Annotated in this window: 12 protein-coding genes, 1 pseudogene and 1 riboswitch; of the genes and pseudogenes, 8 read left to right on the forward strand and 5 right to left on the reverse strand. The window is 65.2% G+C overall.

Annotated elements, in window-relative coordinates; all coding sequences use genetic code 11:
- Complete coding sequence (locus MKI84_RS02405) at positions 1-243, reverse strand: flavin reductase family protein (RefSeq protein ID WP_342593611.1); 243 nt, start codon at positions 241-243, stop codon at positions 1-3.
- 14 nt (positions 244-257) lie between these two features.
- On the opposite strand from MKI84_RS02405, the pseudogene MKI84_RS02410 reads away from it, so the two are divergent.
- The 3 genes and pseudogenes from MKI84_RS02410 to MKI84_RS02420 all read left to right on the forward strand — a co-directional run.
- Positions 258-864: pseudogene (locus tag MKI84_RS02410) on the forward strand (transposase); the annotation flags it as partial.
- A 132-nt stretch (positions 865-996) separates the two neighbouring features.
- Positions 997-1,075: riboswitch (Fluoride riboswitch) on the forward strand.
- Positions 1,076-1,177: 102 nt separating this feature from the next.
- Positions 1,178-3,010: a voltage-gated chloride channel family protein gene (locus MKI84_RS02415; RefSeq protein WP_241616348.1), complete on the forward strand. Its 1,833-nt coding sequence runs from the start codon at positions 1,178-1,180 to the stop codon at positions 3,008-3,010.
- Between the two features lie 56 nt (positions 3,011-3,066).
- Positions 3,067-3,501, forward strand: a complete 435-nt coding sequence (locus MKI84_RS02420; RefSeq protein WP_241616349.1) for an EamA family transporter — start codon at positions 3,067-3,069, stop codon at positions 3,499-3,501.
- Between the two features lie 6 nt (positions 3,502-3,507).
- On the opposite strand, the gene MKI84_RS02425 is transcribed toward MKI84_RS02420, so the two are convergent.
- From MKI84_RS02425 to nhaA, 3 genes are all read right to left on the reverse strand, one after another.
- Positions 3,508-3,708, reverse strand: coding sequence for a hypothetical protein (locus tag MKI84_RS02425; RefSeq protein WP_241616350.1), 201 nt, complete (start codon positions 3,706-3,708; stop codon positions 3,508-3,510).
- A 75-nt stretch (positions 3,709-3,783) separates the two neighbouring features.
- On the reverse strand, positions 3,784-3,984 hold the full coding sequence (locus MKI84_RS02430) for a hypothetical protein (RefSeq protein WP_241616351.1): 201 nt from the start codon (positions 3,982-3,984) through the stop codon (positions 3,784-3,786).
- Positions 3,985-4,000: 16 nt separating this feature from the next.
- Positions 4,001-5,368, reverse strand: a complete 1,368-nt coding sequence (gene nhaA / locus MKI84_RS02435) for a Na+/H+ antiporter NhaA (RefSeq protein WP_241616352.1) — start codon at positions 5,366-5,368, stop codon at positions 4,001-4,003.
- Between the two features lie 383 nt (positions 5,369-5,751).
- Here nhaA and MKI84_RS02440 point away from each other — a divergent pair, with 383 nt between their 5' ends.
- Positions 5,752-7,254, forward strand: a complete 1,503-nt coding sequence (locus MKI84_RS02440) for an MFS transporter (protein WP_241616353.1) — start codon at positions 5,752-5,754, stop codon at positions 7,252-7,254.
- 166 nt (positions 7,255-7,420) lie between these two features.
- On the opposite strand, the gene MKI84_RS02445 is transcribed toward MKI84_RS02440, so the two are convergent.
- Positions 7,421-8,320: a LysR family transcriptional regulator ArgP gene (locus MKI84_RS02445; RefSeq protein WP_241616354.1), complete on the reverse strand. Its 900-nt coding sequence runs from the start codon at positions 8,318-8,320 to the stop codon at positions 7,421-7,423.
- A 73-nt stretch (positions 8,321-8,393) separates the two neighbouring features.
- Between MKI84_RS02445 and MKI84_RS02450 the strand changes: the two genes are divergently transcribed.
- From MKI84_RS02450 to MKI84_RS02465, 4 genes are all read left to right on the forward strand, one after another.
- Entirely contained in the window at positions 8,394-9,017 is a 624-nt protein-coding gene (locus MKI84_RS02450) for a LysE/ArgO family amino acid transporter (protein ID WP_241616524.1), read from the forward strand.
- A 388-nt stretch (positions 9,018-9,405) separates the two neighbouring features.
- Positions 9,406-10,602 carry a patatin-like phospholipase family protein gene (locus tag MKI84_RS02455; protein WP_241616355.1) on the forward strand — a complete coding sequence of 399 codons (1,197 nt, stop codon included), beginning with the start codon at positions 9,406-9,408 and terminating at the stop codon, positions 10,600-10,602.
- Positions 10,603-10,756: 154 nt separating this feature from the next.
- Positions 10,757-11,008 (forward strand): hypothetical protein, encoded by a 252-nt coding sequence (locus MKI84_RS02460; RefSeq protein WP_241616356.1) that lies wholly within the window; start codon positions 10,757-10,759, stop codon positions 11,006-11,008.
- A gap of 379 nt (positions 11,009-11,387) precedes the next feature.
- Positions 11,388-12,293 (forward strand): helix-turn-helix transcriptional regulator, encoded by a 906-nt coding sequence (locus tag MKI84_RS02465; RefSeq protein WP_241616525.1) that lies wholly within the window; start codon positions 11,388-11,390, stop codon positions 12,291-12,293.
- Positions 12,294-12,307: the final 14 nt, after the last annotated feature.

Raw genomic sequence — 12,307 nt, forward strand, 5'->3', positions numbered from 1 at the left:
TTAATGCGAACCTGCCAGATGGCGATATCCCCCTTGCCAATACACAAGCGGATGCTGGGCGTCGCGGTCCTTCACGGCTCGTACCAAACCGATCAGAATGGCGTGTGAGCGATGGGCGATCTGCTCCTCCAACGCGCAGTCAAAGGCCACCATGGCACCCTCGAGCAACCAGACACCGCTTGGCTGGTGCGACTGACGTTGCCCCTCAGGTCTAATCCAGCTTGAAGTTCGCTCTGGCCCAATGAGAGGACCAGAACATGAGGCGCAGCCGCTTCACGGAAGAGCAGATCATCAGCATCCTGAAGGAGCATGAGGCCGGGGTGCCGGTCTCGGACCTGTGCAGGAAGCACGGGGTCAGCGACGCCAGCATCTACAAGTGGAAGGCTCGTCTCAGCGGGATGGACGTATCGGAGGCCAAGCGGCTGCGGGCGCTCGAGGATGAGAACGCCAAGCTGAAGCGCATGCTCGCCGACGCCATGCTGGACAACGTCGCGCTGAAGGATCTGCTGGGAAAGAAGTGGTGACGCCCGCTGCCGAGCGCAGAGCTGTCGCCCACCTCATGGATGTCCATGGATGAGCGAACGGCGGGCGTGTAAAGCCACCGGCTTCTGCCGCATGACCATGAGATACAAGGCCACGTGCGTGAATGACGCCTCGCTGCGGGAGCGGATGAAAGCCATCGCCCAGGAGCGGCGGCGGTTCGGGTATCGCCGTCTCCACGTCCTGCTCCGGCGGGAGGGCTTCCGGGTCAACCACAAGCGGTTGTTCCGGCTCTATCGTGAGGAACGGCTGATGGTGCGCTGGCGGGGTGGCCGCAAGCGGGCCATCGGGACACGGGCGCCGATGATGATCCCGCTGCGGCCGATGCGCCCACACCGTCTTCTCAGCCATCGGCATCTTCCGGATCTGATCAATGGATCCTGAGCCTAGAGCGCAGTGCGACTCGACCTCCCTCTCGGCGGCGTATTGACAGGGGGGGCGCCGGGGTCGGTACAAAATAACCAAGGCAATGGATTCTGCCGGGCCATCGTGGCCGAACCGCTTCGTTCGAGAAGCTGATGACTCCTACTCACATCGCCTGCGGGCGAAGGAGTAGGGTCATGTCTGTATTGTCGCTCATCTTTTCGACGTTGGGGCCCATCGGGCTCGCCTCCACCGCCGCGTGGAGGGCGGCCCCATGATGTTCGCTCCGGGATTTTTCGGCCTCAGCCTGCAGCAGCTGCGCGGCCTCGCCAAATGGACCCTCGTCGTCGTGACCATGTCCGCGGTGGTGGGCACGCTGTGCGCCCTGTTTCTCTGGGCGCTCGACCGGGCGACGCAGGCTCGCTTCGACTATCCGCTGCTGATTTATGTGATGCCCATCGCCGGCTTCGTGATGGTGCTGGCCTATCAGGTTTTCGGGCGCGGGTCAGAGGGCGGCAACAATCTGATCGTCGAGCAGATCCACGAGCCCGGCGGCGGCGTTCCGCTGCGCATGGCGCCGCTGATCCTGGTCTCGACCGTGCTCACCCATCTGGTGGGTGGATCGGCGGGACGCGAAGGGACGGCGGTGCAACTCGGCGGCAGCATCGCCAGCGGCTTTGCGCGGCTGTTCCGCCTCGACCGCAACGAGATCCGCATCCTGCTGATGGCGGGCATCGCCGCCGGGTTCGGGGCCGTTTTCGGCACGCCGATCGCCGGGGCAATCTTCGCGCTGGAGGTGCTGACCATCGGGCGGATGCAGTATGAGGCGCTGCTTCCCTGCCTGATGGCGGCGATCGGCGGCGACTGGGCGTGCCACGCCTGGGGCATCGAGCACACGAGCTACCACATTGCCTTTCTGGCGGAGGCGGGACCCGGCTTCCATCTTGAAGCGCTGCTCCTGATCAAGGTCGTGCTCGCCGGCGTCGCCTTCGGGCTCATGGCCCGTTTCTTCGCCGAGATCTCGCATCTGGTGTCGAGCGGCTTCAAGGCGATCTGCCCCTACGCACCGATGCGTCCGGTGATCGCCGGCCTTATCCTGATCGGCCTCGTCCATGCGCTCGGGACCCGAGAATATCTCGGTCTCGGCGTGTGGTCGCCCAACCCGGCGGACGCGACCATCTCCGGCTTCTTCGACGCCGGACGCGCCGATGACTGGAGCTGGCTGTGGAAGACGGTGTTCACCGTCATCACCCTCAGTTCGGGCTTCAAGGGGGGCGAGGTCACGCCGCTGTTCTTCATCGGTGCCGGGCTCGGTCACGCGTTGGCCGGCGTTTTCGGCGCGCCGGTCGATCTGTTCGCCGCGCTCGGCTTCGTGGCCATCCTCGCCGGCGCCACCAACACGCCGCTCGCCTGCATGATCATGGGCATCGAGCTCTTTGGCGCCACCCATGCCGTGTACATCGCTGTCGCCTGCTTCATTGCCTATCTCTGCAGCGGCCACTCCAGCATTTACCTCGCCCAGCGCGTCGGCGTGCCCAAATCCGCCATGGGGCACGCGATTCCGCCGGAGGCGTCGCTGCGCCACATCCACGAACTCAACAACCAGGCGATGGGCGACCTCATCGGCCGCGCTCGGTTGCGCCGCATCAGCCTTTCCTCCTCCCTCCCGCCCGACGAAGGACATTCCATGTCGCGCCACACGCTGACCCTCAATGAAATGGGCATGATCCGCATCTATCTGCGCCCGCGCGAGAAGGCGCCGGGACCCCGCAGCCGCCTGTTCGGCACGCGGCCGCTGTACCGCGAACTGGTGATCCAGGCGAAGGAGGCCGGGATCATGAATGCGGTCGCCCACCACACCCATTTCGGCTACAGCAATGGCGGCACGCTGCAGGATGAAGGCGTCGAGATCGCCAATCCCGACCTGACCATGTGCGTCGAACTGATCGCGCCGCGCGCGCAGCTCGAAACCTTCTGCCGCACTCATGGCAAGCTGCTGGAGCGCAAGGTCATCGTCTACAAGCATCTCGAGCATTGGGGCGTGGTCGACGGCGATATGATAGCCGATGAGGCCCTGGCCGGCGGGGATGCCCAGGCCGCCAAATAATTGCGACTGGCGGGTTCCCGCCCGGCGCGAGCGGCGGCGAATGGCGGAGGTCGTTGATGAAAAACCTGTTTCTCACTTGGCCGGTGTGGGCCGTGCTGTCGGCGGCCTTTGCCGCCCTGACGGCAATCTTCGCCAAGGTCGGGGTGGAGAATGTCGGCTCCGATTTCGCGACCTTCGTGCGCACCCTCGTCATCCTGTGCGTGGTCGCGGCCCTGCTCGTCACCACCGGGCAATGGCAATCCCCCAGCTCGGTGTCGGGGCGCAGCTATGTCTTCCTGGTGCTTTCGGGAATTGCCACCGGCGCCTCGTGGCTGTGCTATTTCCGGGCGTTGAAGCTGGGAGACGCGGCCCGCGTAGCGCCGGTTGACAAGCTGAGCGTCGTGATGGTCGCGCTCTTCGCGACCCTCTTCCTGGGAGAGCGCCTCTCCCTCGCCAACTGGTGCGGGGTCGCCCTCATCGCCGCCGGCGCGGTTCTGGTGGCCTTACGGTAATTAAATTCACGCGTTATGAAGACTCAAAACACCACTGACGGCGATTGCCCCTCCAGCGACCATGAGCACCATGATCGCTGCCGCGTACCAGCCATGAATGCTCTGTCGTGTGTGGCCATCACCAGAGTCCTGTGACGTCGTTGGTGCGAACACGCACATCATCGCCGCGGCCGAGAGCAGTGCGAAGCCGACAACAAGAAAAATCATGTTTCCTCCTTGCATCCTGGCAGGTCCCGGAGCCGGGCAAATTATCGCTTATGCTGTGACGGGCTGGCTGGCGCCTTAGTCCGCCGCGCCAGCCAAACTGACCACGCTGGTGATGAACCCGGTCGCGCCGAGGCCGACAATGGCCACCGCATAGATGCCCTGCGCGAAGTCCGCCCTGAGGAAGGGGCGAACCTTGCGATCCTGCCGCGGCAGCGCGACGAAGAACATCACCAAGGTGACGGCGATCAAGGTGAGGCCGATGACGAGTCCCGTCATATCAATCTCCCGTGGTTCACGTGGATGAGGTGGCCGTGAGCAGCGTCCGCCGCGCATGGAGCACGCCCCAGCCGAGGCCGAGGCAGGCGGCGCCGAGCGAGGCCACGAGGACGCCGAGCTTGGCGGCGCCGAGCAGCGCCGGGTCGGAGAAGGCGAGGGTGGCGATGAAGATCGACATGGTGAAGCCGATGCCGGCCAGCAGCCCGACCAGCAGCACCCCGCCCCAGCCGACGCCCGGCGGCAGGCTCCCCCAGCCGGCGCGCACCACCAGCCAGCTGGCGGCGAGAACGCCGAGGGGCTTGCCGACCACCAGCGCCACCGCCACACCCGCCATTACGGCGAAAGTGTCCGTCCGGCCGAGATCGACGCCGTCGAGGCTCACCCCGGCATTGGCGAGCGCGAAGATCGGCATCACGCCATAAGCGACCCAGGGGTGCAGCACCATCTGCACCCGCGTCACCGGCGGCGTCATCTCGCGCTGGGCGATGGCGAGGCGGCGGAGCGGCGGCAGCAGGCTGGCCGCTGCGTCCGGCGCGCGGGCGACCTTGGCGCGGATGTCGTCCAGCGCCCGCATCGCGGCATGCAGCGCCGGCTCACGCCCCCGCCCGGGAAGGACAGGGGTGAGCATGCCGAGCATCACGCCGGCGAGCGTCGGATGCGCGCCCGCCTGCAGAAGGCCGATCCACAGTACCGCGCCGGGCAGTACATAGGCCCAGGCCGAGCCGATACCCGCCATTTGCAGCGCGACGACCATCGCGAGGCCCAGCAGCCCCACCAGCAGCCCCGTTGGATCGATGCCGCCGGAATAGAACAGTGCGATGATGAGGATCGCGGCGATGTCGTCGATGATCGCCAGCGCCAGCAGGAAGACGCGCAGATTGGTGGGGATGGAGCGCCCCAACAGGGCGAGCACGCCGACGGCGAAGGCGATGTCGGTGGCCGTCGGCACCGCCCAGCCCTCGATCCGGCCGGGCTCTGTGTTCAACGTGACATAGATGAGCGCGGGCACGGCGACACCGCCCACCGCCGCCGCCATTGGCAGCACCGCCGCGCGCAGCTTTGAGAGCGCCCCCTCATGGATTTCCCGCCGTATCTCCATCCCCACGACGAGGAAGAAGACCGTCATCAGCGCGTCGTTCACCCAGAAATGCAGCGAATGCGACACGGTGAAAGAGCCGATCCCGAAGCTGAGCGGCGCGTGCCAGAGGTCGTGATAGCTCTGCGCATAGGAGGAGTTCGCCCAGATCAGCGCAATCGCCGCCGCGCACAGTAGAACGAGGCCGCTGACGGCTTCGATATGCAGGAAACGCTCGGCGGAATGGAAAGCGCGATCGGTGACGAGGCGCGCGCGCGCACTGGTGCGGCGGTACAGGCGTCGATGCATGCAGGACAGGTCCCGCGCGGCGGCCCGACCAGCGCATACCTGCCCCGGCTGCGGGATGCAGCCGACGACACCCACATCGATATTTATAGGACTGGGCGCGGAAATGCCAGACCTTACGTAAGCAGCGCGAACGCCCCGAGAAGTGCCGAAGCCTTCCGCGAGGTTCGCGACGATGCGGCAGGGCGCTTGTCATTCCCGTAAAAGTGGCGTTGGGATACGGCGCAATTCGAGTTAAATTCGAACGATTGGGGGCGGCACGATGAAGGCGCTGGGTTGGATGTTGCTCTGCAATGCGATGACGGTTTCCGTCGCTGCCGCTCAAAGCCCCGACCTGAAAGGCGATTGGGTCGCCTAGGCCCTGTCGGCCAGCATTCGGACACTGAATGTCTCTCCTCATCGCGCGGCTGACGACCGAACCCGCTCCTCTCGCCTGGCTTGAGCGTCAGCCATGGCATCCCTGGCTGGTCGTCGGCCTCGTCTCGATGGGCGCGTTCATCGGGCAGGTCGACGCCACGATCGTTCAGCTCGCCCTGCCGACTCTCGGGCACCATTTCGAGGCGTCGCTCCAGCATGTAAGCTGGATTGCGTTGTCCTACCTCGCCGCTTTCGTGGCATTTCTCCCGATCTTCGGCCGGCTGTGCGAAATGTTCGGCCGCAAGACGCTGTATATCCTCGGATACCTCGTTTTCATTGCTGCCAGCGCCCTGTGTGGCTTTGCTTCCAGTTTCGAGCAACTCGTGGTCTTCCGCTTTCTGCAGGGGATAGGCGGGTCGCTGCTCGGCGCCAACAGCATCTCGATCCTGGTTAAAACCGTTTCGCCGGCGCAGCGAGGGAGGGCACTTGGCTGGTTCGCGGCCGCTCAGGCTGTGGGAATGAGCGCCGGCCCGGTGCTGGGCGGATTGCTGCTAGTGACGCTCGGATGGCGATGGATCTTCTGGCTCACCGTGCCGTTCGGTGCGTTGGCCGTCGTCCTTGGCTGGCTGGCGCTGCCCCGTACGAGCGGCGTGCAGCCGGGCCGTGCTTTCGACTGGGGCGGTGCGCTGCTGATTGGCCCGGCTCTGATCCTGATCGTCGCGCTGTTCAACTATCTCTCCACCTGGGGCCTGGGTTCCCCCGCGACGCTTGGCAGTCTCGCGCTCGCCGCGCTTTTGCTCCTGTTGCTGTTACGGCGCGAACGCATGTTCGTCGCTCCGCTGATCGATCCGGTCCTGTTCCGGAGCCCGGCGTTTTGCAGCGCTGCCGCCGGGGTGACGCTTGGCTACGCGCTGCTCTTCGGCATGTTCTTCCTCATGTCCTTCGCGCAGGGGCATGGCTTCGGGGAGCCACCGGGCACCGCTGGACTGCATCTGGCCATCATCCCGGTGGCCATCGGCTTGACGGCGCCGTTCAGCAATACGGTGAAGGAGCGATTGGGCGGGCACTGGGTCGGCCTTGCGGGCATGGCACTGAGCTTCCTGGCCATCGCCCTTCTGCTCGCCACCCTGGGGCGTGTCGATGATCACCGTCTTTTCGACGCTGTCGCCTATGCCCTGTTCGGCGCCGGTATCGGTCTCTTCATCGCGCCCAACAACCAGGTGGCGATCGCGGCCGTGCCACCGGCTCTGTCGGGGCCCGCCAGCTCGCTGCTGAACCTCATGCGCGCGCTGGGGACCAGTCTCGGTGTCGCGGGCGGCGCGACCATGCTGGCGCTGAATCTGGAAAGCCCTGATGGCGCATCGCGGGCCTGGCTGTCCTCGAGTGGCGCCGACATGCTCATCGCCGTGCGCCACACCCTGCCGCTGCTCGGAGGCATCATTGTGCTGGCCGGCTTGGCCGCCTGGTATGCCGCGCGGAAGCTGGATGGCCCGGACAAGCCTCAGAAGACCTTGTCCGGCAAAGCGATGTGAGCGCTCGACGCAGGATATTTAAAGCCAGATGTCGCCTTGAGAACGTCTCGCATCGGGAGAGGTCACCCGCAGTTGACGCCTGACCCATGTTAGCGGCAGGGGCTGCGGAAGCTGTTACGGCGAATGAGCTGGTCGCCCGGCGTGCAGGGTGGGTGTGTGAGCGCATCTATTCACTGTTCACAAGGATCGCAGCTGCCGCGGCGCGAACGGCCTGCGTCAGCTGGCGCAGCGCCGTGGAGTGCAGCCGGGTGATCGTCCAGTAGAGCGCGACATCGATCCGGTGGGGCGGCGACAAATCGACAAGGCGCCCCGTCGCGAGGTTGTTCTCAACCATGACGCAGGGATGCATGCCCCAGCCCAGCCCGACCAGCGTCATGTCAAGGAAGCCATGGGTCGAGGGCACCCAGTGCACCGGGCCGATCCGTTCCGAACCAAGCGCCACCCGCGCCCAGCGCGCCTGCAGTAGGTCGCGCCGGTCGAAGCGGAGGCAGGGAGCATGCTCCAGTGCCTGTGCGGTCATGCCGTGAGCGAAGTAGCGCTCGACGAATTCCGGGCTCGCACAAGCCGCATAGCGCAGCGCGCCCAGCGGCGTCGTTCGACATCCCTGTACCGGCTCGCGTTCGCCAGTCACGGCGGCCAGCACCTCCCCGGAGCGCAGCCTTTCCGCCGTGTGCGCCTCGTCGTCTAGAGTGAGGTCCAGCGACACGTCCGCCACACGCCCGAAGGCGGCAGCGGCGGCTGGAAACCAGGTGGCAAGACTGTCGGCATTCACCGCCACGGGCAGGGTCAGCCTTTCCCCTGTACCGGCGGCGACGCTGCCGAGCATGGGAGCCAGATCGTGTTCGAGCAGTCGCACGCGGTCGAGGTGGGCGCACAGGGTGCGGCCGAGTTCGGTCGGCTCGCAGGGCTGCCCGCGGATGACGAGGATTGCGCCGAGGCGCTCCTCCAGTCCTCGCACCCGCTGCGAAACCGCCGATGGCGTGATGGCCAGCGCGGCGGCGGCGCGCTCAAACGTGCCCTCGCGTACCACGGCGGCCACGGCGGAAAGAGAGGGGTAATCCAGCATGGATGAAGTTTTGCTTCATCGAGCTTAGAAGAACAAGTTTTACTTGATCGGCCATTCGCGCCACCTACACGTCATGACAAACGCGCTTGTGCCCTTCGCGACCGGTTTCCTGCTCTCGGCCGCGCTCATCGTCGCCATCGGCGCACAGAACCTCTTCGTCCTGCGGCAGGGGTTGCAGCGGGAGCATGTCGGGGTAATCGTGCTGTTCTGCGGCACCGCCGACGCATTGCTCATCCTCGCCGGCGTCGCCGGCGTCGGCGCCTTCCTCGCCGCCGTGCCTCAACTCACCACGCTTCTCGCGCTCGGCGGCGCCGGCTTTCTCAGTTGGTACGGCGTCCAGGCGCTGCGGCGGACGGCAGCCCCCGATTCTATGGCGGTCAGCAATGCGCGCAGCATGACGCTCATACGGGCGCTCATCGCCACGGCTGGCTTCACCCTGCTCAACCCGCATGTCTATCTCGACACGGTTTTGCTGATGGGGACCGCAGGCTCTGCCCAACCCGAGGAGGTTCGCCCCGTCTTCGTCGCCGGTGCCGTCGCCGCCAGCTTCATCTGGTTCGCGTGTCTCGGTTATGGCGCCCGGCTGCTGCGGCCGCTCTTTGCCCGGCCGGTCGCCTGGCGGGTGCTGGATGCTTGCGTGGGGATCGTGATGCTTGGGCTCGCGGCCTCTCTGGTGACACGCGTTCTTTCCGGTTGAGCTTTGCTTCACAGGAAATGCACGCTCCGGCGACAGCGGAACGGGACTGTTGTCGTCGGGCCTCGGCGGGGGGCTCTCATAGGATGGTCGACGATGTGCGCGGCGAAGAGGCGTCCTCAAGCTGCGCAAGACGGATTGAGGGGTGAAGCGACGATCCGGCCACGGACAGGTGACGGGCCCGCCTGCCGTACATGCTGACGTATAGGTTCGGTCATATGGATGGGCAGGGAATACAGTCGGCCATTGATGCTGCACTGGAGAAGAGTCCAGATATTTCGCGACATGAGAGTTGCGTAGCTTCCTTAACGCCTGCGCCTCGGTTCGAGGGGATGGGTAACGGCCCGCGACTGCCGGCGTCGTTGGCGCGATTGTTGGGGAAGCGGCGCTCATGTTTCGCATCGTTGTCGTGGCGATCATCGCCAGCCTCTGCCTGGGCGGTTGCATCGGGTCGGATCGATCCCGGGCTCTGCCCTATGCGGCGCTCGATAAGGCGCACATCCCGGACTATGGCCTCGTGCGCTTCTGGGCCGACGAGAATTCGCCGGTCGTCGAGGCCTATGTCGACGCCCAGCTGAGGCAGGTGCGGGCCTCCGGCTGCCGGGAATGCCGGACCACCGCGAACTTCCTGGCCATTTCGGGTGGTGGCGAGGAGGGCGCGTTCGCCGCCGGTTTGCTGAACGGTTGGAGCATGCGCGGGAATCGCCCGGAATTCGAGGTCGTCACCGGCGTCAGCACCGGCTCCCTGGCCGCACCCTTTGCCTTTCTCGGGACCGGTCACGACGCCACCTTGCGGCGGGTCTATACCCAGATCACCGACCGGGATGTGTATGTCGACAAGGGTGCTGCCGGCCTCATCGGCGATGCGCTGTACGACAGTTCACCGCTGCGGCGCCTGATCGGCCTCTATGTCACCGAGGCGCTTCTTGACGAGATTGCGCGGGAGCATCGCAATGGGCGTCGCCTGCTGGTCCAGACCACCAATATCGACGCCCAGCGCCCCGTCATCTGGGACATGGGCGCCATCGCGAGCGGTGGCGGCTTCGAGCGACGACGGCTTTTCATCGACGTGCTTCTTGCCTCCGCCGCGATCCCCGCCGTCTTTCCGCCGGTGTCGATCGACGTGCAAAGCGGCGGACGGTCCTATGAGGAACTGCATGTTGATGGCGGCGTCACCTCGCAGATCACCTTCGGGCCGCCGGGCCTGGACCTGCGCTCTGCCGAGAGGCGCATCTTCGGCCGCGTGCGCGGCAAGACCCTGTATGTGATCCGTAATGGAAAGCTTCAGCCGGAATATGATCCGACCGACCGGACGGTCGCGGCTCTCGCCAAGCGCGCCGTCGGCACCATGGTGAAGTACCAGACCCTTGCCGATATCGCTGATTTTTCCAGGCGATCACAGGCGGAGGATATTGAGCTGCGGTTGGTGGCCATACCCGAGGGTTTCTCGGACCGTCCGTCGAGCGAATTCGACCGCGCCTACATGAATCGCCTTTTTCAGCTTGGGGAGGAGATCGGCGCACGCGGTGATTTCTGGCGCGCCGCGCCGTCGGGAAGCGTGATCTTGTCACGGGCCATGCAGCGCTAGCGCTCCCGGACTTCACTTGTCCAATAAATTGAATCAGAACAAATAGCAATTACTGTAAAAGAACAGCAAGTATAATAAATAACAATTGTCAATATATACAATGATGATCCGTCGATCGCATTTGATGCGACTGAAATTTTCAGAGATGGAGACGATGATGAACAAGTTCGCATTTATTCTGGCTGCCGCTGCGGCGTTTTCCTATGTGGATGCGTCGGAAGCGAAGCAGGAGCGCTATGAGCGCCAAGCCTGGAGGAGCGCCGTGACGAGCGTGCATCTCCCGGTCGGCCCGGTCCCTGAAGGCCGGCAGATGACGGCCATTCACCGCGTCGAGACCCGGCCCGCGCAGCCCGTTCACGCACATCGCATCGAGATCAACGCCCGCTCCTCGCGTACGGAGCGTTGATGCGGCGCGGGCGATGCCGGGCAGCCCCCGCCCGCGCGTCGCCCGCCTGTGCATCGTCTGCCGCGCCTTACCCGCTGACGGATCGCGGCCGAACTCGGCGGGTCAGGATGCCGACTTTGAGGGTCAGGCGGGGGAAGAAGCCGCGAACTTGCCGCCCCTCCACCCCTCGGGTCCGGCATAACCTATCCATTTCCTCAGCGTTACTGCACGCGCGTATAGTAGCCGGCACGCGACACATCCCTAATATCCGGTCAGTGCGATCCAGTATCGCGATCGGCTGAGCCAGTAGATTGATGCTGGATCAGAGCAGTTGCCAAAACTGTCTTAGGGGTGTGCGATGGAATCGCTCAGTGCCTTTGAAAGGTCATCGAGCAACGCGATGCGACCGGGCCGCGCGCTTTCCAGTGGAAGCCTTGCGGGCAATCGCCATCCCGTCGATGAAATGACGCGCGTTCTGCGCACCGCCCCCAAGCGACTGGCCACCGCATCGGAAGGCTTCATCGCCCATTGGACGCATGGCGCTCTACACGACACGGTCGAGCCCATGGCCGACCATGTTGTGATGACCTATGTCGGCACGAGGCAACGGCTGGAGAGGCGGAGCGGCGGCGCGACGCAACGAGGAACCGCCAGTCCGGATGCGGTGACCATCATTCCCGCCGGATCAAGCGCCCGCTGGGATATTGCCGGCCGCATCGACGTCGTTCAACTCTACCTTCCGCACGCGACGCTGACACGCATCGCCGGCGAGGCCCACCGGCCATTCTCGACATCCGTTGTGGAGCGGACCGGGTTCCGCGATCCCACCACCTCGCGGCTCCTCGCCAGCGCTGCGGATGTTCTTGAGGGCAATGAGGCGCTCGACGCGCTGTTTCGCCAGCAGATCACGGAACTGCTTGCCACTCGGGTTCTGTCGGCTCACGCGGGCCATGGTGCCGCGCCTCCGCCCCTAGGGGGAGGGCTCTCGCCCGCTGTCCTGCGGCGCGCAATCGAGCGCCTTTCCTCGGATTGCGACGCCGACGTGTCGCTCGCGACATTGGCGGCCGATGCGCAACTCTCCCGGTTTCATTTCTGCCGTGCCTTCAAGGAAAGTACGGGACTGCCACCCCATGCCTGGCTCAGGCAGCACCGGCTCACCCAGGCGATGACCCTGCTGCGTGAGACCGACGAGGCCGTGATCTCGATCGCCGTCGGACTTGGCTACGGCTCGCAATCCGCCTTTGCCACCGCCTTCCGGCGACTGACGGGCGAAACACCGAGCGGCTGGCGGCGACGCGCACGTTAGCCGCAATCGCGCGG

Source organism: Ancylobacter gelatini (assembly GCF_022601675.1).
Classification (GTDB): Bacteria; Pseudomonadota; Alphaproteobacteria; order Rhizobiales; family Xanthobacteraceae; genus Ancylobacter; species Ancylobacter gelatini.

What these genes read in the sequence shown, in the direction of transcription:
- MKI84_RS02415 (WP_241616348.1), top strand. Translation starts at nt 1,178, where the DNA reads ATGATGTTCGCTCCGGGATTTTTCGGCCTCAGCCTGCAGCAGCTGCGC.
- MKI84_RS02420 (WP_241616349.1), top strand. Translation starts at nt 3,067, where the DNA reads ATGAAAAACCTGTTTCTCACTTGGCCGGTGTGGGCCGTGCTGTCGGCG.
- MKI84_RS02425 (WP_241616350.1), bottom strand. Translation starts at nt 3,708, where the DNA reads ATGATTTTTCTTGTTGTCGGCTTCGCACTGCTCTCGGCCGCGGCGATG.
- MKI84_RS02430 (WP_241616351.1), bottom strand. Translation starts at nt 3,984, where the DNA reads ATGACGGGACTCGTCATCGGCCTCACCTTGATCGCCGTCACCTTGGTG.
- nhaA (WP_241616352.1), bottom strand. Translation starts at nt 5,368, where the DNA reads ATGCATCGACGCCTGTACCGCCGCACCAGTGCGCGCGCGCGCCTCGTC.
- MKI84_RS02440 (WP_241616353.1), top strand. Translation starts at nt 5,752, where the DNA reads ATGTCTCTCCTCATCGCGCGGCTGACGACCGAACCCGCTCCTCTCGCC.
- MKI84_RS02445 (WP_241616354.1), bottom strand. Translation starts at nt 8,320, where the DNA reads ATGCTGGATTACCCCTCTCTTTCCGCCGTGGCCGCCGTGGTACGCGAG.
- MKI84_RS02450 (WP_241616524.1), top strand. Translation starts at nt 8,394, where the DNA reads ATGACAAACGCGCTTGTGCCCTTCGCGACCGGTTTCCTGCTCTCGGCC.
- MKI84_RS02455 (WP_241616355.1), top strand. Translation starts at nt 9,406, where the DNA reads ATGTTTCGCATCGTTGTCGTGGCGATCATCGCCAGCCTCTGCCTGGGC.
- MKI84_RS02460 (WP_241616356.1), top strand. Translation starts at nt 10,757, where the DNA reads ATGATGAACAAGTTCGCATTTATTCTGGCTGCCGCTGCGGCGTTTTCC.
- MKI84_RS02465 (WP_241616525.1), top strand. Translation starts at nt 11,388, where the DNA reads ATGCGACCGGGCCGCGCGCTTTCCAGTGGAAGCCTTGCGGGCAATCGC.